At 56.0% G+C, this 24,566-nt stretch carries 23 protein-coding genes; 19 read left to right on the forward strand and 4 right to left on the reverse strand.

The window, feature by feature from the left end:
• Positions 1–116 precede the first annotated feature (116 nt).
• From LIO98_RS07520 to LIO98_RS07535, 4 genes are read right to left on the reverse strand one after another with little or no spacing between them, the layout of a single operon-like run.
• Positions 117–926 (reverse strand): hypothetical protein, encoded by an 810-nt coding sequence (locus tag LIO98_RS07520; protein WP_291954964.1) that lies wholly within the window; start codon positions 924–926, stop codon positions 117–119.
• A complete protein-coding gene (folK, locus tag LIO98_RS07525; RefSeq protein ID WP_291954966.1) occupies positions 923–1,423 on the reverse strand; it encodes a 2-amino-4-hydroxy-6-hydroxymethyldihydropteridine diphosphokinase in 501 nt (166 codons plus the stop codon). The genes LIO98_RS07520 and folK overlap by 4 nt, the downstream gene beginning before the upstream one ends.
• Entirely contained in the window at positions 1,416–2,630 is a 1,215-nt protein-coding gene (gene folP, locus LIO98_RS07530; protein ID WP_291954968.1) for a dihydropteroate synthase, read from the reverse strand. Before folP ends, folK begins: the two co-directional genes overlap by 8 nt.
• Before the next feature lie 2 nt (positions 2,631–2,632).
• Entirely contained in the window at positions 2,633–3,280 is a 648-nt protein-coding gene (locus LIO98_RS07535) for a histidine phosphatase family protein (RefSeq protein ID WP_291954971.1), read from the reverse strand.
• A gap of 319 nt (positions 3,281–3,599) precedes the next feature.
• On the opposite strand from LIO98_RS07535, the gene hrcA reads away from it, so the two are divergent.
• The 19 genes from hrcA to dnaB all read left to right on the forward strand — a co-directional run bounded on the left by hrcA (position 3,600) and on the right by dnaB (position 24,552).
• Positions 3,600–4,616: a heat-inducible transcriptional repressor HrcA gene (gene hrcA / locus LIO98_RS07540; RefSeq protein ID WP_291954974.1), complete on the forward strand. Its 1,017-nt coding sequence runs from the start codon at positions 3,600–3,602 to the stop codon at positions 4,614–4,616.
• A 4-nt stretch (positions 4,617–4,620) separates the two neighbouring features.
• Positions 4,621–5,175, forward strand: coding sequence for a nucleotide exchange factor GrpE (locus LIO98_RS07545; RefSeq protein ID WP_291954977.1), 555 nt, complete (start codon positions 4,621–4,623; stop codon positions 5,173–5,175).
• Positions 5,176–5,293: 118 nt separating this feature from the next.
• Entirely contained in the window at positions 5,294–7,114 is a 1,821-nt protein-coding gene (gene dnaK, locus LIO98_RS07550) for a molecular chaperone DnaK (RefSeq protein ID WP_291954980.1), read from the forward strand.
• Between the two features lie 239 nt (positions 7,115–7,353).
• Entirely contained in the window at positions 7,354–8,487 is a 1,134-nt protein-coding gene (dnaJ, locus tag LIO98_RS07555) for a molecular chaperone DnaJ (RefSeq protein WP_291954982.1), read from the forward strand.
• Between the two features lie 228 nt (positions 8,488–8,715).
• Positions 8,716–9,864, forward strand: coding sequence for an ABC transporter substrate-binding protein (locus LIO98_RS07560; protein ID WP_291954984.1), 1,149 nt, complete (start codon positions 8,716–8,718; stop codon positions 9,862–9,864).
• Positions 9,865–9,971: 107 nt separating this feature from the next.
• Entirely contained in the window at positions 9,972–10,853 is an 882-nt protein-coding gene (locus LIO98_RS07565) for a branched-chain amino acid ABC transporter permease (RefSeq protein WP_291954987.1), read from the forward strand.
• A gap of 15 nt (positions 10,854–10,868) precedes the next feature.
• Entirely contained in the window at positions 10,869–11,753 is an 885-nt protein-coding gene (locus tag LIO98_RS07570; RefSeq protein ID WP_291954989.1) for a branched-chain amino acid ABC transporter permease, read from the forward strand.
• On the forward strand, positions 11,753–12,520 hold the full coding sequence (locus LIO98_RS07575; protein WP_291954992.1) for an ABC transporter ATP-binding protein: 768 nt from the start codon (positions 11,753–11,755) through the stop codon (positions 12,518–12,520). Before LIO98_RS07570 ends, LIO98_RS07575 begins: the two co-directional genes overlap by 1 nt.
• A 2-nt stretch (positions 12,521–12,522) precedes the next feature.
• On the forward strand, positions 12,523–13,254 hold the full coding sequence (locus tag LIO98_RS07580; RefSeq protein WP_291954996.1) for an ABC transporter ATP-binding protein: 732 nt from the start codon (positions 12,523–12,525) through the stop codon (positions 13,252–13,254).
• A 253-nt stretch (positions 13,255–13,507) separates the two neighbouring features.
• Complete coding sequence (gene secA / locus LIO98_RS07585; RefSeq protein WP_291954999.1) at positions 13,508–16,219, forward strand: preprotein translocase subunit SecA; 2,712 nt, start codon at positions 13,508–13,510, stop codon at positions 16,217–16,219.
• A 25-nt stretch (positions 16,220–16,244) separates the two neighbouring features.
• On the forward strand, positions 16,245–18,074 hold the full coding sequence (locus tag LIO98_RS07590) for a hypothetical protein (protein ID WP_291955001.1): 1,830 nt from the start codon (positions 16,245–16,247) through the stop codon (positions 18,072–18,074).
• A 116-nt stretch (positions 18,075–18,190) separates the two neighbouring features.
• A complete protein-coding gene (gene argS / locus LIO98_RS07595; protein WP_291955065.1) occupies positions 18,191–19,858 on the forward strand; it encodes an arginine--tRNA ligase in 1,668 nt (555 codons plus the stop codon).
• Between the two features lie 27 nt (positions 19,859–19,885).
• Positions 19,886–20,185 (forward strand): septum formation initiator, encoded by a 300-nt coding sequence (locus LIO98_RS07600; protein ID WP_291955005.1) that lies wholly within the window; start codon positions 19,886–19,888, stop codon positions 20,183–20,185.
• Positions 20,186–20,271: 86 nt separating this feature from the next.
• Positions 20,272–20,556, forward strand: a complete 285-nt coding sequence (rpsF, locus tag LIO98_RS07605) for a 30S ribosomal protein S6 (RefSeq protein WP_066746985.1) — start codon at positions 20,272–20,274, stop codon at positions 20,554–20,556.
• Between the two features lie 5 nt (positions 20,557–20,561).
• The gene (ssb, locus tag LIO98_RS07610) at positions 20,562–21,119 is read left to right on the forward strand and encodes a single-stranded DNA-binding protein (protein WP_291955010.1); all 558 of its coding nucleotides are present in this window, start codon (positions 20,562–20,564) and stop codon (positions 21,117–21,119) included.
• 20 nt (positions 21,120–21,139) lie between these two features.
• Positions 21,140–21,379, forward strand: a complete 240-nt coding sequence (gene rpsR / locus LIO98_RS07615) for a 30S ribosomal protein S18 (RefSeq protein WP_008713266.1) — start codon at positions 21,140–21,142, stop codon at positions 21,377–21,379.
• 414 nt (positions 21,380–21,793) lie between these two features.
• Positions 21,794–22,747, forward strand: a complete 954-nt coding sequence (locus tag LIO98_RS07620) for a DUF2232 domain-containing protein (RefSeq protein ID WP_291955019.1) — start codon at positions 21,794–21,796, stop codon at positions 22,745–22,747.
• Between the two features lie 2 nt (positions 22,748–22,749).
• Positions 22,750–23,196 (forward strand): 50S ribosomal protein L9, encoded by a 447-nt coding sequence (gene rplI / locus LIO98_RS07625; RefSeq protein WP_291955021.1) that lies wholly within the window; start codon positions 22,750–22,752, stop codon positions 23,194–23,196.
• Positions 23,197–23,199: 3 nt separating this feature from the next.
• Complete coding sequence (gene dnaB / locus LIO98_RS07630; RefSeq protein ID WP_291955025.1) at positions 23,200–24,552, forward strand: replicative DNA helicase; 1,353 nt, start codon at positions 23,200–23,202, stop codon at positions 24,550–24,552.
• The last annotated feature ends 14 nt before the right edge of the window (positions 24,553–24,566 follow it).

The raw sequence follows: 24,566 nt of genomic DNA on the forward strand, positions 1-24,566 counted from the left end.
GTTTCCGACATATTAGCATAGAACTACGCAAAAATACAGATGCGCAAACAGGCAGAACGTATTGTACCGGAGCGGTACGGAACGTTCTGCTCAAATCGCATGTTATTATATGGCCGTTATCTCTTCCAGGTAAGCGTGTCGAGCTTTTCCAGAGGGAAGTTGAGAAGCGTGTCTGCCTGGGGGGCTTTGCCCTCGGCGAGACGGTTGAATTCTGTCAGCATCCGCACGTAGGCGAGCCTCTTTTTCGGCGAGGTCTCTCCGTGCATTCCGGCTTTGAGCAGTATCGCCAGCTGCTTGTAGACGGATGGCACGGGAACGAAGGCCGGTCCCTCCGGCGTCAGCATTATCGTGTATATGAAGGAGTAGCTGTCTTTGCCGCTGTACTGTTTGTCGAGCATTCTGTAAAATGGCGCGGCGGGGGCGATGTAGATGCTTGTGCCTTTGGGAACCTCGACCTTCGCCGGCAGGGCGTGCCACCGCGTGTACTGGAAGGGGGTCGAGGCGATAAATACCCGGGGAGCCCAGGTCGTCATGCCGATCCAGAGATGTACGCCCTCTCCCTCCAGGTTTGTGAACGAGAGACGCCAGAGCAGGTCGTTTTTGGAATCCTGGTCTACTTTGGAGATGACCGGGTCGCTGGAGATGAATGAAAGCCCGTCCAGCTGGTCAAGTTTTCTGGCCCCGGCCGGGGTCCGCAGCCATGCAGAAGTTATCGTGCCCTTATCCTGTTCAAGAACGACGATGATGGGGAATTCAGGCACCTCGAGCGTCCTGATGCTGATATTTTTATCTCCCAGTTCCGCCGCTGGCAGCAGATAGAGGGTCAGGGCCGCGGCGGCAAAGAGAAGCGGCAGGAACCACATCGCGTGGTTCCTCTTCCGGTCGCCTGCGCGGCGCTCGGAGAAGATTTTTTTGATTGAGGTCATACCTCTGATATCCATACCATCCCGTCTTTCTCCGAATCGGGCAGCTCTTCAAAAAGTTCGGCGACGCTCTTTCCCAGTATTGGATGTACCATGTCGGGAGCGATCTCCGTGAGTGGCCTCAGTACAAATCCCCGTTCATGCATGCGCGGATGGGGGATCTCCAGCTTGGGGACCTTGAGTGACAGAGAATCGAAAAAGATAATATCTATGTCGATCTCACGCGGACCCCAGCGCGTACCTGCGGAACGGCCCAGTTCAGCCTCAGTCTTTTTCAGCAGACAGAGCAGCTCGATTGGTTCCAGATCCGTACGGGCCGTCATGCACATGTTGAGAAAGAGCGGCTGCTCCGTTACACCCCAGGGTTTCGTCTCCCAAATGCGGCTCTTTGCCTCCGTCCGTATTCCGCAGCTTTCCAGCTTTATGATCGCTTTTTTGAGCGCCTCAAGGCGGTTGCCGAGATTGGCGCCCAATGCCAGTACCACTTTATGATCAGACATATTTTGCTCCCCGTACCGCCTCTGTCATCATGATGACCTCTTTATTCTCTTTCACATCGTGGACGCGAATGATGTCCGCACCCTGCCAGCAGCAGACGGAGGTCAAAGCAAACGTGCCGCAGAGCCGCTCCTCCGCTTTTTTTGTCTGCGTGGCGGCGCCGACGACGCCCTTTCGCGAGGCTCCGACCAGCAGCGGATAGCCAAGGGCTTTGAAGCTTTCGCAGTGGCGCATCAGCAGCAAGTTCTGGTTGTAGTCCTTTGCGAACCCGACGCCCGGATCTATTATAATATTTTTTTTCGGCACGCCCAACTCTTCGGCCCTCTTTGCCTTTTCCCGGAGGAAAGAGCAGACCTCGGCGATGAGATTTTCGTATTCGCACATCAACTGCATGTCCCCGGGGGTGCCGCGCATGTGCATAACGACGAGCATCGCCCCGTACTCGGCCGCGGCGCGCGCGATATCCTCGTCGAACTGAAGCCCGGAAACATCGTTGATTATGTCCGCGCCCGCGGCAAGCGCGGCGCGCGCGACGGAGGAGCGCGTGGTGTCTATCGAAAGAGGCATCCGCGGAAGTTCGTTTCGTATCGCCCTCACCGCCGCCTCCATGCGTGATATCTCCTGTTCTTCGGGAACCCGTCCCGCACCCGGCCGTGTGGATTCCGCTCCGAGGTCTAGGATGTCGGCCCCCTCTTCGGCCATGCGCAGCGCCCTTTTTACGGTCTCCGCGGTCTCGGCGCCGCTTCTGCTGCCGGCGAAGAAGGAGTCGTCGGTGAGGTTAATGATCCCCATCAGCAGCATCCTTTCTCCAAAGGGAAGCTCAGTGCCGCAGGGAAGTTTTCTCGCGCTTGGCAGCGACGGGGCGATCAGGCCGCGTATTTCGTCTGCGAGGCGTTCGAGGCCCCACCATGGCATCCGCGTCAGCTTCTCTGCGAGATGGCCGAGCTGTTTTGCCGTGCCGAAGAGGATGACGTCGCTCTTTTTAACGCCGCAGGTAATGACCTGCGCATGCACGGCGGCGTCGCCGCCGCGTGAGAGCATCTCCTGTTTGATGATGCTGGCCGCCGGTGCGGGAATGTCCGTGACGTAGAGCTGGAGCATCTCGCGGCGATTTTCGAAGTAGGGCAGGGAGTTTATGTCGCAGCCTGCCTTCTCGGTGGCCTGTGACAGCTCCCTTTTGTCTCCGAAGCGGATGAGGTGGGCGGACATTTTTAGTCGAACTCCTGGATTATCGGCAGTCCGGCGAGATGTTCCGTGAAATTGAGTCCCATGAGGCAGTAGCCGTGGAGGCTGTCGTGGGTGAGGAGGCTGTATGAGGCCGTATCGACGTGGAGCCGCCAGTAGCTGGGGCGCATTACGCCTATAGCCCCCGCCATTAGCGGTTTTAGCACGCCGCGGTGAGCCACGAGCGCGATATTGCTGCCGCGGTGCTCGCAGATGACGCGGTCAAGTTCGGCGAGGGCGCGCTCGCGCACCTCGTCAAGCGTCTCTCCTCCGTCGATCTTGAGCTCTTCCGGTTGGTCGAGCCATGTCTGCCATTTATCGGGTTCCTCAACGGCGAGCTCGGCCTTCTTTCTGTTTTCCCAGGGACCGAGGTGTATGTTGCAGAAGCCCTCGCGCGCCTCGTATGGCAGCCCCAGCGTCTCGCCGAGGATCTTTGCGGTGGTCGTCGCGCGGGAGAGCGGACTCGAGTAGATATACTCTATATTCTTGTCTTTCATCGCCTTCGCGAGGGCGTGGGCCTGGAGGATGCCGTTTTCATTTAAGGGGAAATCCATACATCCGCGGATGCGGTTTTCTTTGTTGCCGGCACATTCGCCGTGTCTGATAAGATAGATAAACGTTTTGTCTTTTTTCAATATTCTTCACTTCTGTTACGATTGCAGATAATGCAGAAATACTGGGAACCTTTGAGTTTCTTTCGTTGCCGTCCGATAAAAGAACCGCCGGTCCGGTAGCTCAAACATCTGTTAATTATACAACAACAGCGTGGCGATACGGCCTTTTGTTAATTTTTTGAATTAAAAAATTTTACCTATAATTTTAAAAATAAATCTTTGACCTGTATTGACAAAAGCCTCTATGACGATTATTATTTATTCGTCATTGAGGTGTTGGCACTCGTGAGCATTGAGTGCTAACAGAGAATGAAAAATTTTTCTAGGCAGGTGAGGTCTGGTGATCACTGAAAGACAGCTGGAAGTCGTGCTCTCCGTGGTGTATGAATATATTAAAAGCGGTGAAACTGTAGGCTCACGCACGGTATCCCGCCGTTATCTCACCGGACGCAGCTCTGCGACGATCAGAAATGAAATGTCCGATCTTGAGGACATGGGCTTTCTCAAACAGACTCATGCGTCGTCGGGCAGGATCCCCACAACTCAGGGATATAGACTATACGTCGATTCGGTACTTCAACGTGTAAATAACGCCGGCCCGTCTGTAAAATTACTAAAAAAGATGATGGAACACCGGCAGGGGCTGGGACGGGTGCTTGAATCGGCCTCCGAGATGCTGAGCCGCGTCTCCGACTATGTTGGGATCGCCGCCATCACGCCGCTTGACACGGTCTGCTTCCATCATGTGAGCTTCGTGCGGATGAGCGAATTCCGCGTTCTGCTGCTGGTGGTCCTTCAGGGCGGACTTGTTCACCAGAAGTTCATCGATATGCCGGTGGATATGCCGCAGGAGGAGCTGGATGAACTGGCCTTCAAGCTGAACCGCTTTTCAGGCTGTGCCTGGAGCGATATCAAGAGCTCGCTGAAGGCGAAGCTGACGGAGGAGATAAGCAGCTACCGTGACGCCTGCAGTCAGGCTCTACTTGAGATAGACGCGTTGCTTGGCGTCCAGAAGACGAAGATATTCACGGGGTCGGTCAGTCAGATCATGAAGCTGCAGGATTTTCAGGATCTGGGACGGATACAGGCGCTCTGCTCCTTTATTGAGGAGGAGAGCAACATGACCGCGTTGGTGAACCGCTGCTCGATGAACGAGATAAACGTAATGATCGGCGATGAAAATGTACTGCCGGGGATGAAAAATTCCGCGCTGGTCGCCGCCACGGGAGAGGCCGGAGGCCAGAAGGCCGTCGTCGGCGTTATCGGCCCTGAGAGAATGGATTATGAAAAGGTAATATCCGCGATAGACGGAGTGCTGCGCAAGCTGGACTCCGAATCAGGCGAAAGAGGAGACTGAAGACATGGACGAGCAGAAGAAACCGAATTGCGGCGAGCCGCAGATGAAGGATGAGCCGGAGCTCGAAGGCATCCCGGCCGCCGAGGAGAATATTCCCCAGTCTGAAGCGGGGGAGTCCGAGGCGCTGAAAGATGAGGTTCGCAAGCTCAAAGAAGAGGTGGCAAGGGGCAGGGCCGACTATTTTAACCTGCGTACTCGTATGGAACGGGACCGCGAGAACAACGCTAAGCTTGCCGCCGAGCAGGCGATAAATGAAATGCTGCCGGTATTTGAGAATCTTGAGCGGATCGCGGCGGCGGTCGAAGATAAGGATAGCAGCCTTGCGAAGGGCATGTCGATGGTGATCAAACAGTTCGCCGACGGCCTCTGCAAGCTTGGGCTTGAGTTTATTTCGACGGACGGCGAATTCGACCCCTCTCTCCATGAGGCGGTATGTATGGAGCCGGTGGATGACGCCGCTAAGGACGGACATATAGTAGGCGCGCTGTGCCGCGGCTATAAGCTTGCGGGGCGCGTGCTTAAGGCTTCCCAGGTGCGGGTCGGCAAGTATAACGGCTGATTATAAATGAGGCTTAAAGCTGATTAGGCAATAAAACGGAAGTAACAGAAAGGCAGCTATAGAAAAATAGATGCCGGACGAATCAGATAAATAATTATCATAAAAGGTGGAATGGAACATGGGAAAAGTTATTGGAATAGACCTTGGAACAACTAACAGCTGCGTGGCTGTAAAAGAGGGAGACAATGTCACAGTAATACCAAACCCGGAAGGACAGCGCACGACCCCCTCCGTCGTGGCCTTTACCAAAGACGGCGAGATACTCGTCGGACAGCTTGCGAAGCGTCAGGCGATCGTTAACCCCGACCGTACGATCATCTCGATCAAACGTTCTATGGGCACGGACAAGACGGTGACTGTCGACGGCAAAGCCTACACGCCGCAGCAGATATCGGCGATGATTCTGCAGAAACTAAAGAAGGACGCGGAGGAATATCTCGGCACCGCCGTTACGGATGCCGTCATCACCTGCCCGGCCTACTTCACCGACGCTCAGCGTCAGGCTACTAAGGACGCGGGGACCATCGCGGGGCTTAACGTGCTTCGTATCATCAACGAGCCGACGGCGGCCTGTCTCGCCTACGGTGTGAACCTGGAAAAGGGCGACCATAAGATCATGGTCTACGACCTCGGCGGCGGCACCTTCGACGTTTCGATCCTCGATGTGGGCGACGGCGTCTTTGAGGTCCTCTCCACAGCGGGCGACAACCTCCTCGGTGGCGACGACTGGGATAACGCGGTAGTGGAATGGCTCGCGGCGGAATTCAAGAAGAGCGACGGCATCGACCTCCTGAAAGACAAGATGGCCTCGCAGCGCCTCCGCGAAGCGGCGGAAAAGGCGAAGATAGAGCTCTCATCAATGCAGGAGACGACGATCTCGCTTCCCTTCATCACCGCGGACGCCAACGGACCGAAGCATCTTGAGCTCAAACTTACCCGCGCAAAGTTTGAGGACCTCACGCGCAGCCTGCTGGACAAGACCATCGCCCCTGTCAAGACGGCGATGAAGGACGCCGGACTCGAGCCCTCGCAGATCAATAAGATCCTTCTCGTCGGCGGCTCCACCCGCATGCCGATGGTGCAGAAGCTCGTGACCGAGCTTATGGGCAAAGAGCCTACCAAGGGCATCAACCCCGACGAATGCGTCGCGATGGGCGCGGCGATCCAGGGCGCGATCCTTTCGGGAGAGCAGCAGGGTATCGTCCTCGTCGACGTTACGCCGCTCTCGCTCGGACTTGAGACCCTAGGCGGCGTCTTTACGAAGATAATTGACAAGAACACCGCGATACCGGTATCCAAGAGCCAGGTGTTCACAACGGCGGCCGACAATCAGCCGCAGGTCGAGATACACGTCCTGCAGGGCGAGCGCGCGATGGCGGGAGACAACGTCTCGCTGGGACGTTTCTTCCTAGACGGCATCAAGCCGGCGCCGCGCGGTATCCCGCAGATAGAGGTCACCTTCGACATCGACGCCAACGGCATCGTCAACGTCACCGCGAAGGACAAGGCTACCGGTAAGGCGCAGAACATCACGATCCAGTCCTCACGCCTCAGCGATGAGGAGATCGAGAAGATGCGCCGCGACGCGGAGATCAACGAAAGCGCCGACAAGAAGCGCAAAGAGCTTATCGAGGCGCGCAACGAGGCCGAGTCCGTGATCTATCAGGCCGAGAAACTTGTGAAGGAATCAGGCTCTGCCGACGCTGCGGCCCAGGCGAAGGTCAACGACAGGGTTGCCAAGGTCCGCGAAAAGATGAGCGGAGAGGACGCCGACGCCATCAAAGCGGAGACGAAGCAGCTGATGGACGAGATGAACGTGCTCGCCCAGGCGGCCCAGAGCGCTGGAGCCCAGACAGGCGCGCAGCAGCAGCCGCCGCAGCAGGAAGAGAACCCCGACGGGGAGACCGTTGAGGCCGAATTCCACGAAGAAGACAATTAAATCAATAAAAACATTTTTAAAGCGCATGCCGCGGGCGAATGCCCTGCGGCATGCGCGTCCGAAAATGAACGACTGCTCAAACGGCAGTTCATAAATTTTTAACTAATCTTGACAAATAGCCGCACAGGTGTATAATCCTGTGCGGCAAATAATAAAGGCCGCGCACCGGCGGATATATGGTCAATCGGTTTTATAGGGCGCGGCGCAGATTTTAAATCTTATGGCGAGGTGAAGCGCTGATGGCTGCTCCCGGTAAAAAAGACTATTATGAAATATTGGGTGTTAGCCGGGGAGCATCGGCTGACGAAATAAAGAAGGCCTACCGTACCCTTACGCGGAAATATCATCCCGATGCAAACCCGGGCAACGCCGAGGCGGAGGCTAAATATAAGGAAATCAACGAAGCGAACGAAGTGCTGAGCGATCCGAAAAAAAAGGCGCAGTACGACCAGTTCGGCTACGTGGGTGATATGCCGCCCGGCGGTTTCGGCGGAGAGGGCGGCTTCGGAGGCTTTGGCGGACAGGGACAGACCTTCTCGCAGGAGGACCTGGGCGATATTTTTGGGGATCTTTTCGGAGCGGGCGGCTTCGGAGGCGGACGCCGCCGCGCCTCAAACCCGAACGCGCCGCGGCGCGGCGCCGACCTTGAGGCCACCGTCAAGATCACCCTTGAAGAGGCCTACCGCGGACTTAAGCGCAAGCTTGAGATACCGCGCCTTGATACCTGTAAACATTGCGGCGGCAGCGGCGCGGAGCCAGGCAGCAAGGTAGAGACCTGCCCGACCTGTCACGGCACGGGACAGATGCACGAGGTGGTCAACACTCCATTTGGTCAGATGCAGCAGTCTGTGACCTGTACCACCTGCCACGGCAAGGGCAAGATCATCGACAAGGTCTGCACTGAATGCCGCGGCAAGGGACGCGTAAAACGTATACAGAACGTCGAAGTTAAAATTCCCGCCGGTGTTGACACCGGCACGAGACTTCGCGTCTCAAGCAAGGGGGAGGCCGGGATCAACGGCGGTCCGGCCGGCGACCTCTTTATCCTCACCGAAGTGATGCCCGACAGCCGGTTCACGCGCAAGGGCGACGACCTCAATACGACGGTTGAGATATCCTTCCCGCAGGCGGCGCTTGGCAGTGAGGTCAAAGTGGAGACCTTCGACGGCATGGAAAAACTCGACATCCCGGCTGGTACGCAGGCCGGTTCGAAGCTGCGCATTCGCGGACGCGGAATGCCGCGGCTCAAGGGCAAAGGCAGCGGCGATATGAACATCCTCGTTAAGGTCAAGGTGCCCAAGAGCCTCACCGCTAAGGAGCGCGAGCTGCTGAAAGAGCTCGCGAAAGAGGGCGGCCAGCAGGTGAACGCGTAAATAAAATACTAAAAGTATAAAGAAAGACTTTAAGAGCTTTCCTTTTTGGAGAGCTCTTTTTATTTTTGTAAATAGTTATCAAAAAAAATAAACTCAATTCGCCGTTCAATTCAAAAATTTTGATAAACTTAATTAACCACGGCAAATTACCTTTACATATTGCTGACAAAACTATAAAATAAGTAAAGCGTCAAGCTGATACACAATACAATATGGAGGTGCACTATATTGAGAAAAGTACTAGCTTTACTAGCTCTTATTATCATCGTATTTGCGGCGGGAACCGCGATGGCTGCGGAGCCCATCAAGATCGGTTATCTCGCGGCCCTTACCGGAGACTATGCCCAATACGGGATCACGGAAGTCAACATGGCTAAACTTGTCGTCGGCGACATCAACGCCAAAGGCGGTATCCTTGGACGTAAAATTGAACTTATCCCCTACGATACAAAAACCCGTAATGAAGACGCGGTCAACGCCGTACGCCGCATGATCGAAAGCGACAAGGTCTGCGCGATCGTCGGAGCCAACTCCAGCGGCATCAACATCGCCACCGCGCCTATCGTCGCCAAGGGCAAGACCCCGCAGATCTCAACTGTCGGGACCAACCCATTTGTAACGGTTGACAATAAGGGCAAAGTCCGCCCCTATTCCTTCCGTATCTGCTTCACGGACCCCTATCAGGGAGCTCTCGCGGCAGACCTCGCCTACAACGACCTTAAAAAGACTAAGGCCGCTATCCTCTATAACGTAGGTTCCGACTACGCGCAGGGGCTGCGTGAATTCTTTGTCAAGGACTATGAGAAGCTTGGCGGAAAGATCGTTGCCGACGAAGGCTTCCGCGAGACGGACGTCGACTTCCGCGCTCAGCTGACGACGATCAAGAACTCCGGCGCCGACCTGCTCTTCCTGCCCGGCATGGGCAAGGATATGGCGCTCGCCATCAAGCAGGCGCAGGAACTGGGGCTTAAGGTGACGGTCATCGGCGGAGACGGCTATGCCGAATTTATGAATGAAATCGCCGGACCCGCGATGAAGGGAACGTTCTGGGTCAACCACACATACCTCGACGACCCCGAAATGGCGCCGATATTCGCGCGTTATAAGGAAGTCTACAAGGACGACTGCAAAGAATTCGTGAACGGTACGATGGCCTATGACGCGATGTACTGGCTCATCGACGCGATCAATCGCGCCGGCAAGGCCGACGGACAGGCGATCGCCAAGGCCCTCGAAGAGACGAAGGGGCTGAAGCTGCATCACGCCACGCTCACCATCGACCCCGCGACCCATAACCCGATCAATAAGGCAGGTATCATCCTTAAAGTCGGAGACGACCTTAAAACTAAATTCTACAAGAAGGTAGAACCGAAATAAATATCTGATACACGCGGCCCAAGGTTCTTGACTGAACCTTGGGCGCTTTTTCCTACACAAGGCCCCGCTTATTTGCTTATCAGCAGGAAAGGTTTGAGGTGTTGCAATTGGAGACCCTTATCCAGCAGCTTATTAACGGACTGTCCTTGGGTTCTGTATACGCCCTTATCGCAGTTGGTTATTCGCTAGTATATTCAGTTCTCTTATTTTCCAATTTCGCCCATGGCGGATTTCTGGTCATCGGCGGATATATCTGTTATTTCGCGCTTCGTGCCGGCGGGATGAATATTTGGCTCGCGTCGCTGGCGGCGCTGGTCGGCTCGGGGCTCTCGGCTATCATCGTCGAACGCCTCGCCTATCGTCCCATAAGGGAACGTACCCCTGTCACTCTCTATATGCTTATAGCCTCCATGGGCATGAGCATCGTGATCGAGAATATTTTCGTGGTCACGGTCGGAGGCCGCTTCCGCGCCCTGCCGCCTGTGATTCCGACTAATCCGGTAAATTTCTTCGGTTTGGCCACCACCAGCGCCTTTGACATCCTTTCGCTTGTTACAGCCGTCGTCTTTCTTGTGGGACTGCAGATATTCCTTGTCAAGACTAAATGGGGGCTCGCCATCCGCGCCGCCTCCTATAACCTCAAAACGGCCGGACTGATGGGCGTCAACGTGAACAGGCTCATTTCCATAGTCTTTTTCGTCGCGGGACTTCTCGCCGGCGTCGGCGGCATTTTCCTCTCCGTCCGTTATACGCTCTATCCGCAGCTTGGAATGATAACGACGAAGGCTTTTGTCGCCGCGGTCATCGGCGGGCTCGGCTCGCTGCCGGGCGCTGTTGTCGGCAGCCTCATCCTCGGCCTCGCGGAGATGCTGACGGCCGGGTTCATCTCAAGCCAGTTCCGTGATTTGGTCGTCTTCGGCATTCTTATTGTGACTTTGATCGTGCGTCCTACGGGGCTCTTCGGAAAATCCGTCGGAGAAAAGGTGTAAGGGGGGACAATATTTATGGAAGGTTATGCCATTGGTGTTATCACCCTTCTTGCGATCAACTGTGTCGCCGCCCTTGGAGTATCCCTCTTTACGGGATTTACGGGAGTCTTTACCCTCGGTCATGCCGGATACATGGCGATCGGGGCCTACACCGCGGCCATTCTGACGGTTGAGTACGGCGTCCATTATGTCGTGGCCATCGCTGCTGGCGGCATTCTGGCCATGATCATCGCTTATCTTATCGGTATTCCGACGCTGAAACTTGTAGGCGACTACTACGCCATCGTTTCACTCGGTCTCGGCGAGGCTATCAGGCTCATTATCGAAAACTGGAACTCCGTCACGCGCGGTGCGCGCGGTTACCCCGGTATCGACGGCTATACCACGTTGCCGGTGGCGCTGGGATTCTTTATTGTGCTGGCGGTGGCGATGTTCTTCCTCGTCAACAGCACCTACGGCCGCGCCTTTAAGGCCTGCCGCGACGACTACGTGGCAGCTTCGCTGCTGGGTTTCAATACGGCTCATTTCCGTGTCCTGAGCCTCGCGATATCCGGCTTTTACTGCGGCGTTTCCGGCGGGCTTCTGGCCGGCTATATGTCATTTATACAGCCCGTGATGTTTGACATGGCGAAATCGACGGAACTTGTCTCCGTCGTCGTCTTCGGAGGCCTAGGTTCTATGAGCGGCTGTCTGATCGGTACCACGATCCTGACCCTTGTTACGGAACTTTTCCGTCCCATTTCGCAGTACCGTATGCTCATTTACGGCCTTGTGCTGGTGCTGGTGATGGTCCTGCGTCCCGAGGGTATCATGGGGACCAGCGAACTTACGCCCGGCTACATAAAGAGACTCTTTTCACGCAAGAAAAAGACTGACGCCGCAGAGGAGGGAGCCCGCTGATGAGCACCGTACTTGAATTAAAAAATGTCAACAAAGCCTTCGGCGGGGTCCAGGCCGTCCATGATATGAGCTTTGTGATAAACAGGGGCGAGCTAGCCGGGCTCATTGGCCCCAACGGGGCTGGAAAGACGACGATTTTCAACCTTATCACCGGCGTTTATGATGTGACGAGCGGCGATATCGAGTTTAAGGGCAATAACATCAATAAGCTTAAGACTTTTCAGGTCATTTCGCTTGGCATCGCGCGTACCTTTCAGAACCTTCGCCTTTTCGCCGCCTCCTCCGTCCTCGAAAACGTGATGACCGCCGCGCAGCAGCATTATAAATATAACTTCTTTGAGGCCATTTCCCATCTCGGGCGCTGGAAGGATAAAGAGTCCGCGACACGTAAAGAGAGCATGGAGCTTCTCGAACGCGTAGGTCTCGCCGACCGCGCCGACCAGGCGGCGGGTACGCTGCCCTACGGTCTTCAGAGGCGTCTGGAAATAGCCCGCGCGATATCGCTCAAGCCGGAGCTGCTCCTGCTTGACGAGCCTGCCGCAGGTATGAACGCCGAGGAGGTCGAACAGCTCAACCACCTCATAACCGACATTCACAAAGATTTCAACCTCACAATCCTGCTTATCGAACACCACATGGATATGGTAATGGAGATCTGCCCGCATATTGTCTGTATGAATTTTGGCGCAAAGATCGCCGAGGGAACGCCGGAGGAGATACAGAGCCACCCTGACGTGCTCAAGGCCTATCTTGGAGAGGAGGAATAGCCATGGAAGAGAGAACCCATATCCTCTCCGTAAAGGATCTTGTAGTAAATTACGGCGCGATCCAGGCTCTTAAGGGAGCTTCGCTTGACGTCTACGCAGGGGAGATCGTCGCCGTCATCGGCGCGAACGGCGCCGGAAAGTCGACGATGATGAACGCGATAATGGGCGACGTGCCGCGCGCCTCCGGTGAGATACTGCTTGATGGCAGGCAGCTGCCCAGCAAGAGCTATCAGGTCGTCTCCGCGGGAATCAGCCTCTCTCCCGAAGGGCGCAAGGTCTTCGCCCCGCTGACCGTACTTGAGAATCTTGATATGGGAGCCTTTCCACTCTCTGACAGAAGCCAGATAGAGAAACAGAAGGAGGAGGTATTCCAACTCTTTCCGCGTCTGCTTGAGCGTAAAAACCAGTACGCCGGTACGCTATCCGGCGGCGAACAACAGATGCTTGCGATCGGCCGAGCCATGATGGCAAAGCCCCGCGTGCTTCTTCTTGACGAACCGTCGCTCGGACTTGCCCCAATCATTATCAATGAGATATTCAAAGAGCTGACAGAGGTCAACCGGCAGCTTGGCATGACGATTCTCATCGTCGAGCAGAACGCGAGAAAGGCTCTGCAGCTCTCTCACCGCGCCTATGTCATTCAGACGGGCAAGATCGTGATGGAGGGCAAGTCGGATGACCTTCTGCATAACCCGGAGATCGAAGCGGCCTATCTTGGAGGAAAGAAAAAGTAGCTTCTCCACTGACAAAGTGAGCATACGAAACACATCGGAAAAATCAATGGGCTTCGGTATTCTGCCGGAGCCCCTTTGCTTTTTCGCCTGCATATCTGACATGTTTATTTAGGGACTAATTCAGTGTGAAGCTCTCTTTTCGTGCAAATTATTTTGACTTAGATATATATATAAGTATATAATCACCTGATATGGAATGCATGAAATGTGCGGCATGTTGTGTTGTGCCGCCTGAAAGGTGGAAAAACTATAGATGGGATTTTTGAACGGTGTAATAAAGGCGCTAGGCTTTGATCCGAATGACAGGGCCGTGGCAAAGTACGAGAAGAAGACGGAGATCATAGATTCCTACGAGGCGGAGCTTGAAAAACTCACCGACGAAGAGCTGGCGCAGTCCGCGGTAATCTTTAAGGAGAGGCTCGACAAGGGAGAATCTCTTGACGATATCATGCCCGAGGTATTCGCGAGGGTGCGCGAGGTCTCAAAGCGCACGCTGGGGCTGCGCCATTTCAAGGAACAGCTTATCGGTGGTATGGCGCTCCATGACGGAAACATCGCGGAGATGAAGACCGGCGAAGGAAAGACTCTCGTCGCGACCCTTGCCGTCGCTCTGAACGCGATGGCAAAAGAGGGCGTACATGTCATCACTGTAAACGACTACCTCGCCGCGCGAGACGCCGCCTGGATGGGGCCGGTCTACAGGGGAATGGGGCTGTCGGTGGGGGTTATCTCGCCCTTCATGCCCGAGGAGGAGCGTTTCGCAGCCTACCGCTGCGATATAACCTACGGTACGAACAGCGAATTTGGCTTCGATTACCTGCGCGACAATATGGCGATCCAGAAGGAACAGCAGGTACAGCGCGGCCATTATTTCTGTATCGTCGACGAAGTCGACTCCATATTGATAGACGAGGCGAGGACGCCGCTGATAATCTCCGGTCCCTCGGAGGACGATACGGAACCATACCGCGTCGCGGACGGAGTCGCCCGCGAGCTGGTGAAGGGCGCTGACTTTGAGCTTGACGAAAAGGAGCGCAACCTCGCATTGACGGAGGACGGTATCTCCAAGGCCGAACGCATCATGAAACTGCCGAACCTCTTCACAGACTTCGCGAACTCCTCGCTAGCGCATAAGATCGTGCAGGCGCTTAAGGCGCACCACCTCTTCCAGCGCGACGTACATTATGTCGTCAAGGACGGAGAAATCGTCATCGTAGATGAATTTACGGGACGCCTGATGTTCGGCCGCCGCTATTCTGACGGGCTGCACCAGGCTATCGAGGCCAAAGAGCGTGTGAAGGTAGGGCGCGAGAATCAGACGCTCGCGACGATCACTCTGCAAAACTATTTCCGCATGTACAAGAAGCTCGCCGGTATGACCGGCACCGCGCTCACAGAGGCGGAAGAGTTTAAGGAGATATACGGGCTCGAGGTAATCGTGGTCCCGACACACAGGCCGATGATCCGCGTCGACCAGCCGGATGCGGTCTACAAGACGTCCGAAGAAAAATATATCGCGGCGGCCGACGAGGTGGCGGAGTTCCATGCCAAGGGACAGCCGATCCTGATCGGTACGGCCTCCATAGAGCATTCGGAGCGGGTCAGCAAGCTGCTGCGCGTGCGTAAGATACCGCACAATGTGCTCAACGCGAAGGTACACGATAAAGAGGCCTCGATCGTTGCCCAGGCGGGCCGTCTAGGCGCGGTCACCGTCGCCACCAACATGGCGGGACGCGGAACCGACATCGTTCTTGGCGGAAACCCTGAGTTCCTCGCGCGCGAGGAACTTGAGAAGCAGGGCATAGATACGGCGGCGGAGCCTCAGCTCTATGCCGAGACCCTTGAAAGATATAAGGCGGCCTGCGCCGAAGAACACGATAAGGTCATCGAGACGGGCGGACTGCGCATCATCGGCACCGAACGCCATGAGTCGCGCCGTATAGACAACCAGCTCCGCGGCCGTTCCGGACGCCAGGGCGACCCCGGCGAGAGCCGCTTCTATATCGCCCTTGAGGACGACCTGATCCGCCTCTTTGGCGGGGACCGGATTTCCGGCATTATGGACAAGCTGGGCATGGAAAAGGGCGAATCTATAGAACATCCGCTGCTCTCCAAGGCGATCGAAAACGCCCAGAAAAAAGTCGAAGAGATGCATTTTGACATCCGTAAGCAGCTCCTCTCCTATGACAACGTGATGAACCGCCAGCGCGAGGCGGTCTATCGCGAGCGCGCGGAGATACTTGACGATAAGGATATCGTTGAGCGTACCCTTGGGGTTCTTGAGGATACCGCCCAAGCGCAGCTTGACAAGATATTCGCAGACAAGAGCGCCGACGAGCCGGATGTGGCCTCAGTCAGCGTTCGTCTGAACGCTCTCTTCTGGCCCGGCATCGCGCGCCACCTTGACGGCGTGCAGGCGGAGGCGGAACTTGAAGAGGTGCGTCCGAAGATCATCGAAGAGATACGCGCGCGCTTTAACCAGAAGACGGCGGAGCTTGGTGAAGAGCTCTCGGAGCAGATATTCAGATATATATTCCTCGAGGTGCTCGACAAGAACTGGAAGGAACACCTGCTCGCGATGGACGAGCTGCGCCGCGGCATCGGGCTGCGCGCCATAGGCCAGAAGGACCCGCTTGTCGAATACCAGTTTGAATCATTCAACCTCTTCCAGGAGATGCTCAATCAGGTACGCGAGGGTATCACCGAATTTGCGCTGCGCGTCTCGGTGGTTACCAGGGAGCCGGAGAGGGAAGAGCGCAGTAAGAAGTGGCGCGAAAGCCGTGACGCCTTAGATATTCCGGCGGCATCCGGCGGTTCCTACAATGATGATATGGAAAACCCCGGCGCGCTCGCGACGGCACAGAAGACGCAGCCGATAGTGAACGAAGTAAAGATCGGGCGTAACGACCCCTGCCCCTGCGGCAGCGGGAAAAAATACAAACAGTGCTGTGGAAGAGATAAATAGAGATAGGAGGCGCGATATCACGATTATGAAGGATAATTTCTTCAAGAAGGCCGCCGTATTTGCGGCCGCGCTGCTGATTCTCTCCTCAAGCGCCGTCGCCGCCTGCGCATGGAACAGCGGGGATGAGATCGCGCGCCTGAAAAAGGAGGTCCCTTCGCTGGAGACCTTCGGAGACAACAGCGCGGTCATATGGCTCCGCAATAATGAATCAAGGATGCTGGCCGACGGATCGATGGAAAACAGGCGCTATACCATCATAATGATGGGCGAGCGGGTGCCTGAGGACTGGAAGACGCTGCGCTATCCGGTCCCGGCTGACGGTTCGCTCGTCGTAGAGGAGGCCGCCTGGTACAACCCTATGACCGGCATGAAAGAGGGTTCTCTGCCCGTAAGCGAGGAAAAGCTTGCGGGCGGCGCCGCTGCGAGCGTCATATCGGTGCCCGATGATACCGTCGGCCGCGCCGTCGTGATCGTCGTCAAAGAGAACCGCGCGAACCGCTACGGCGTGGATGAGACGGTCAATATGGCCGGAAGCCTGCCAATCTGGGAGCAGAACGTCAGTGTCGAACTTCCCGAGGGCATGGAGATATTCTGGACAGGCCGCGATATGAAAGAGCCCCTCATCACAAAACAGAACAACGTCCAGCGTTATAGCTGGCAGGTTATGAACCAACTGCCATGGCACGGAGAGGGGTTTGTTACAAATGAGCGTCCGATGCTCTCTTTCAGCTCTAAAAAAGGAGTGCTTCACAGCCTTCGTATGATTCGTGAAATGGCCGCCTCGATGCCTTCGCTGCCTCTGCCCGTTTCGATGAAGGGCGACTCGGCGCGAGCCGGTGCGAGGCTGATCGAATGGATCGGCGCCCCGGAACGTACCCTGGCCGGTTATCCGGAAAACTGGGTCCGCGCTGCGGACCAGATCCCGCCGGAGGGGCCGTGGACGCCGTGGGAACAGACGCTGCTGCTCAATAAGTGGCTTGCCTCGCAGGGCTGGACGGTCTCGCTCTGGCTTGAGGGCAGGATGCCCCTTGACGACACGACGCCGGCCTCCACGACGCTCTTTGCCTATCCCGTCCTTGAGCTGAAGCCGCGCGAGGGGGCGAAGTCTTCCTATTTTAAGGCGGGGCTGCCCTTTACGTTTGACCGTGTGCCCTCGTCGATTGCCGGAACCGAGCTCTATGGGCTGAAGGACGACGAATATGTGACGAAGAGGCTTCCCGCCGGTTCGTCGTCGGACAACCGCCTCGCGCTTCTGTGGCGGCTCAAGCTTGACGATCAGGGCAAAGCTGAGGGTAAACTCGACGTGACGGTCACCGGCGGCTGGAGCGATATCTTCTCCGGCAACGAGGTGCCGTCGCTGAACAAGATCGGGACATTCCTTCTCGCGAAGATAAACTTCGCTATACCGGGAATGGATATCACTCCGACTGCGGTGGAACCGCTCCCGACCGGTTACAAGCTCTCGTTCGACGTCAGGTGCGTTCCTGGTATCATCCACGGAGGCAGCATGCTGCTGCGGCTGCCGGGCGGCATACCGCTGCGTGTCAGTGAAATGATCGGCAGGGAGAAAAAATATACTCTGCGCTTCCCCTTCATCATCGATCAGAAGGTGAGGATGTCGATGCCCAAAGGATTCAGGATGCTCCAGACGCCGCCGCTGAAGCAGCTTGGCACCGGCACTAAGGCGGTGCTCAAGGAGTCGATCATGCACTGGCCAAAGAAGGCCGAGCTGCTTGCGGACAGTACTTGGGTTGTTAAGAGCCGCGAGATAGACGGCACGCTGGCGCAGGTGCTGAGAGAAGAGCTTGCCGCCTCGCTGCGGTGGCCGGTTCTCGACCTGCCGTTCAGGAAATAATATAAGCCGGCAGTATACGCCGTCCCCGCCATTTTCCTGCATGAGCCGGCAGGCGCGGCGCGTATGAGGCATAGTTTTAGAAAGTTTACATATAAGGAGTGTCGGACTTGCAGAACATGACAGACGAACTGAAACAGGCGCTTGATACGGCCGTGAAGGCTGTGGCCGCCGAGAAGAACTACCAGATACCGGAGGGCTTTATTGTACGCCTTGAGCGTCCCCGCCAGGAGGGGCACGGCGACTGGGCGACGAACATCGCGATGCAGCTCTCGAAGCCCTTTGGCGTTAAACCCCGCGACCTGGCCGAGGATATAATCGCCAAACTTCCCAAGGATTCGGTGATCGAGAGGGCCGAGGTCGCCGGACCCGGCTTTATGAACTTCACCCTCTCCTCAAACTGGGTGACGGAGACGGTGAAAAACGCCATCGAAAAGGGTGACGGCTACGGAAGAAGCAATGTCGGCGGCGGACGCCGCATACAGGTCGAATTTGTCAGCGCGAACCCGACGGGGCCGCTCCACATGGGGCACGGCCGCGGCGCGGCGGTCGGCGATATAACGGCCTCACTGCTGGATTTTGCCGGTTATAATGTCGAGCGTGAATATTACATAAACGACGCCGGCCTTCAGATGGAGCTGCTCGGCAAATCGGCTCAGGCCCGCTACTTTGAGGCGCTGGGACGCGCCGAAGAGGCGCCGATGCCCGAGGACGGCTATCATGGGGATTATATGTCCGATATTGCGAAGTCCTACGTGGAAAAATACGGCGACTCGCTGGCGCAGAAGCCGCTTGAGGAGACGCTGCCGTTTTTCTCCGAGGAGACCGGCAGACTGGTCCTGGAACTGATCAAGAAAGACCTCGAAGATTTCGGCGTCAAGTTTGACGTCTGGTTCTCGGAGAAGTCGCTTTATGACGACAACCTTGTGGAGCCCGCGATGCAGGCCCTCAAAGAGCGCGACTACGCCTATGAGGACGAGGGGGCCCTTTGGTTCCGTTCCACGATGTTCGGCGATGACAAGGACCGCGTCCTCATCCGTTCAAACGGGATGCCCACCTACTTTACCTCGGACGTCGCCTATCTTAAGAATAAATATGACCGCGGGTTTGAGAAGAATATATATGTCTGGGGCGCCGACCATCACGGCTACGTGCCGCGTCTTAAATCGGTGAATAAGGCCTTTGGCTTCCCTGACGACGGCATCGACGTGCTCCTTATCCAGATGGTGAACCTTCTCCGCGACGGCAAGCCGGTGCAGATGTCGAAACGCGCGGGTACGATCGTGACGCTGCGTGAGATCATGGACGAGGTGGGCCGCGACGCGGCGCACTTCTTCTTCGTCATCCGCCGCTGTGACAGCACCGTCGACTTTGACCTTGAACTGGCGAAAAAAGCCTCGTCTGAGAACCCTGTATTCTATATCCAGTATGCGCACGCGCGCATCTGCAGCATCAGGCGCGAGCTTGCCGAGCGCGGCATACCGATGCCGACGATGGAAGATTTTGACGTGAGCCTGCTCACGGACCCGACCGAGATAAATCTCGCGAAGGCGGTCTCTCGCTTCCCTGAAGAGATCATGAAGGCCGCCGAGGAGACGGCGCCGCACCGCCTCGTCTACTACGCGACGGAGCTGGCGGAGGCCTTCCATGCCTTCTATAACGCGCAGCGTGTCCTTGGTGTTGAGGAAAATGTGATGAAGAGCCGTATCCTTCTCATGGAGGCGGCGCGCGTCACGCTGAAAAACGCTCTCGGCATCCTCGGAGTGTCGGCTCCCGAGAAGATGTAGGGCGGGCGGCGGAGCCCCGTCTCTGGGATGAACGCGCCGAAACTGCGCTGGGTGCTCTTCGGAGCGGCGGTGACCTTTATGATCGCGGTGCTTTTGACCTCCTTCTTCAAGGAGATCGAGAAGATCGACGTGCTTACTTCCGCGCTCGACAGCAGGATGGAAGAGCTGGTCAAAGAGGAGCGAAAAACCCAGAAGCTAAAACAGGATATCCGCTACTACAGCACTCCGGAGGGAATTGCGCGTCTTGCCACCGAGCAGTTCAATCTGGTGCAGTCCGGCGACCGGATCTATAAAATCGAGATAACGTCAAAGGACAGCTTGCAATAGCGGTCCGCTTGAAGTATAATACTAAATTGTGTTTCCCTGTCTCTTCCATAGAAGAGGCCAGAGTCCAAAGGGAGGAGGTGAAGTACGTGCGGTCTTACGAAATGGTTGTAATATTTAAGGCTGATATCGAGGATCATAAAACAGTTTCCGAAGATACGGCCGAGATTGTGCGCGGATTGGGAGCAGAGGTTGAGAAGATCGACCTTTGGGGCAAAAAGCGTTTTGCCTACCCCATCGACAAACAGCTAGAGGGCTTTTACACTCTCTACACGTTTAAGCTCGACCCCGCGCAGGTTAAGGAAATGGAACGTCTCCTTAGCCTCAAGCCTTACGTTGTGCGGCAGATGGTCGTCAACCTTGAGGAGAAGTAGGTCTTATGTCCAGAGGATATAACAGGACAGTGCTGATGGGCAACTTGGCACGCGATCCGGATGTAAGATTTACGCCCAACAAACAGAAGGTGGCGCGTATCACAGTAGCCATAGGACGCCAGTGGAAGAACAAAGCCACCGGCGAGCTTCAGAGCCATACGGATTTTATCCCCGTGGTGGCCTGGGGCGCCTCCGCGGATCTCTGTGAGCGTTATCTTAAGAAGGGGCGCCCTGTATTGGTCGAAGGAAGAATCACCGTGCGTGATTTCGACGACATCAAGACAGGCCAGCACCGTTGGGTCACGGAGGTCGTAGCTGAGAACATCGTTCTTCTGAGTTCAGGCCGCAGAGAAGATGAAGGTTCCGGCGGTTATCAGCAGCAGAGTTACGGCGGAGGCCAGCAGTCCGGTTACGGACGCGCGCCGCAGCCGCAGTCCAACGCCATGGCGGCTCCAGATATGGGCAGCTTGAGAGGCGAGGCCGGCTTTGAGGATGATTTCCCGCTTGATTTTTCCGAGCTCGGAGGCCCTGATTCGTCAGGAGATGTAGAGATACCGTTCTAGTAGAAAGAGGTGGATAGGCAATGGAAAACGCATTCAACCGCAAGCGTCGCAAGCGCAGGCCGAAGGTATGCCATTTCTGCGTAGATAAAGTCGAGCACATCGACTACAAAGAAATAGACAAACTTAAGAAATATATAACGGAACGCAGCAAGATAATCCCCCGCCGCGTAACGGGTACATGTGCGAAGCACCAGCGCCAGCTGACGCGCGCGATCAAGCGCGCGAGGCTTATCGCGCTGCTGCCCTTCACATCCGACTAAATCGGCGTTTATAAGCACGATTTGCGTCATAAAATGGGGGCTCCGAATCCTCACCGTATGAAGATACGGTTCCGGTATCGGAGCCCCCATTTCATTTAGCAACTCGCACTTCTAAACGCCGATTTCCTTCGGATGGGAAAAGAGATAAATTACGATTTAGCTTTGTTTTGTCATGCCGGGCTTGGCCCGGCATCCAGAGACTCTGGAGCCCTTGCCCGAGGGCGCGGGCCGTGTGTTTGCAAGCGTTGATGAGGCGCGATTTTATAGTTTTTTTATGCGGGAGCCGATTCAAGCGGAGACGCCAGTACGATATTCGGGAAGATGTCGCCTGCGGCACCTACAATTCTTTTAACTGCTGTTATAATATGTGGGAGTCTGCGGCTCTCTTTTTGATAAAACTGGCGGAGGTTTGACGTGAAGGGTAAAGTTATTTTTGAGTGGTTTTTCTGGATATTGCTGAGCGTTCTTATGTTTATGGCTGGCATCGAGATCGCCTTCTTGTCGCCGCTGATAATTTTGGCCGCGCCGGTGCCGCTGATGATTCTCGTCTGCCGGCAGGGGGCGCGTGAGGGGACGCTGGGGGCCGTCTTCGGGACCCTCTTTGTCTATGTCATTATGGGGCCGGTCTCGGCCTTTCTCTATACCTGTGAATTCGCTCTGCTAGGCCTTCTGATGGGTATCCTGATGATCAAGGTCCGCAGCGGGGCGGACTATGTCATCTTCGCGCTGCTTGCCTCGCTGGCGGTGAAGATGCTGATGATGGGAGGCTTCCACTATGCCGCGGGGGTCAATCCCTTCATGATGACGCCGGAGGCGGCGCAGGGATTGGCGGCCTCCGTCTCGGCGGCACTTTCACAGGGAGGGGTCCCCGTATCGCCGGAGAGCGTCAATGAGTATGTGGAGACGATGGCGCAGACCATTTCACTGATGATGCCCGCGATGCTGATTCTCTTTGCCGCGGCGGATACCATGACTGGCTATGTGCTTACGCGGCTCTATTTTAAACGGGCCGGAGGCGTGAAGCTGCCGGCGCTGCCGCCATTCGTCCACTGGCGTTTTCCTAAGAATATATTCTGGGCGCTGCTGGCGGCGCTCATTCTTGATATGGCCTCCAAGGCCTTTCCCGACGACGGACTCTACCGGATGCTTTCGCTGAACCTCATGGAGGTGCTGCGCGGGATATTCCTTGTCGAGGGGCTCTCACTGCTCTGGTATTTCATGAGCGCCTACAAGGTGAACAAGGCGATCCGTGTGATATTGACGCTCTTCTGCGCCTTTTTCGCCCCGGTGTCGTATGTGCTCTCAATGATCGGTATCTTTGATATATGGTACGATTTACGCAGGCGTATTAAATTAAGGAGGAAATAGAAATGAAAGTAATTTTAAAGCAGGATGTCGCAAAGGTTGGTAAAAAGGGAGAACTGATAGAGGTCTCCGACGGCTACGGACGCAACTTCCTCATCGGGCGCGGGCTCGCCGAAGAGGCTACGGCTGGAAGGATGCGCGAATATCAGGAATACCAGAAGACGCAGAAGGCGCGCGACGACAAGCGTCAGAAGGCCGCGGAAGATATGAAGAAAAAACTTGGCGGCAAGCTTGTTCCCGTAAAGGTCAGCGCGGGCGAGGGCGGAAAGCTCTTTGGCAGCGTCACCTCCGCGCAGGTCGCCGAGGCGTTGTCGGCTCAGTTCATGGTAAACATAGATAAAAAAGATATCAAGCTTGACGAATCTATCAAGCAGGCTGGCTCGCACACCTTCAGGATAAAGCTCTATCCCGGCATTGAGGCTGAGATGACGCTCAAGGTGGAGACTGAATAAGTTTTGGAGAACAACAGCGCCATAGACAGGATACCGCCGTTCAACCTTGAGGCTGAGAGGTCTGTCCTTGGCTCATGCCTTCTTGACTCGGAGGCTCTGACCGCCGTTATGGAAGGCCTCTCCTCCGAGGATTTTTACGACCCGCGCCACCGCAAGGCCTTCGAGGTGATGGAGTCGATGGCCTCGCGCAACGTCGCCGTAGACTCTCTCACCTTTCGTGATGAGATAAAAAAGCAGAGCCTTGAAGAGCGCCTCGGCGGAATATCCTTTATCGCCTCTCTGATGGAATCTGTTACGACGACCGCCAATATCGAATATCATATCGGCATCGTGCGCGACAAGTCGATACACCGTGCGCTCATCGTCGTCGGCAGCGATATTTCGCGTCTCGGTTTCAGCGAGGACGTCGAGGTGGACGACGCGCTGGAGACCGCGGAGCAGCGGGTATTCGAGATTGCGCGCACGGGAAAGACCACCAACATACGCTCCACGCGCGAAGTGCTGGTCTCGGCGATGGCCGATATCGAAAAGCGTCTCGCCGGAGGGCTGGCCGTCACGGGCGTTCCCTCCGGATTCAAAGATTTTGATAGCATGTCCGCCGGCCTGCAGCCGGGCGGGCTTTATATACTGGCGGCGCGTCCCTCGATGGGAAAGACGGCCTTCGCGATAAACATCGCTCAGTACGCGGCGATGCAGGAGAACATTCCCGTTCTCGTCTTCAGCCTGGAAATGTCGGCGGAGCAGATAGTGCAGCGAATGCTATCCTCGGAGGCGAAGGTCAATCTTAGGGCTCTCTTTGAGACAAAACGCCAGCAGAACGAACAGTGGAAACGGCTGAAAGACGCCGCGGCGGCGATCGAGAAGAGCCCCGTCTTTATTGACGACAGTTCGCCGCTGAACACGATGGAGCTGCGCGGGCGCTGCCGCCGTTTTTTCGCGAAATACGGCGAGGGGCGCGGCCTCATAGTCGTCGACTATCTCCAGCTGATGCACGCGGCGCGGCGGATAGAGAACCGTACCCAGGAGGTCTCTGAGATATCGCGCACGCTGAAGAGCATCGCGCGTGAATTCAAGGTGCCTGTGCTCGCGCTCTCGCAGCTTTCACGCGACGTTGAAAAGCGCGACAAGAAGAAGCCTCAGCTCTCCGACCTTCGCGAAAGCGGCGCGATAGAGCAGGACGCCGACATGGTCATCTTTCTCTACCGCGAAGCCTATTACGCGCAGGAGAACGATACGAACGACGCGACTGCGGAGGTTATTATCGCAAAGAACCGAAACGGGCCAACCGGAAAGGTCGATCTTGTCTTCTTCCGCGAATTCGCGCGGTTTGAAAACGGTTACAGCAGCGGATATTAAGTCGCGTCCGCCAA

The sequence above is a fragment of the Cloacibacillus sp. genome (genome assembly GCF_020860125.1).
In the GTDB taxonomy this organism is placed as follows: domain Bacteria; phylum Synergistota; class Synergistia; order Synergistales; family Synergistaceae; genus Cloacibacillus.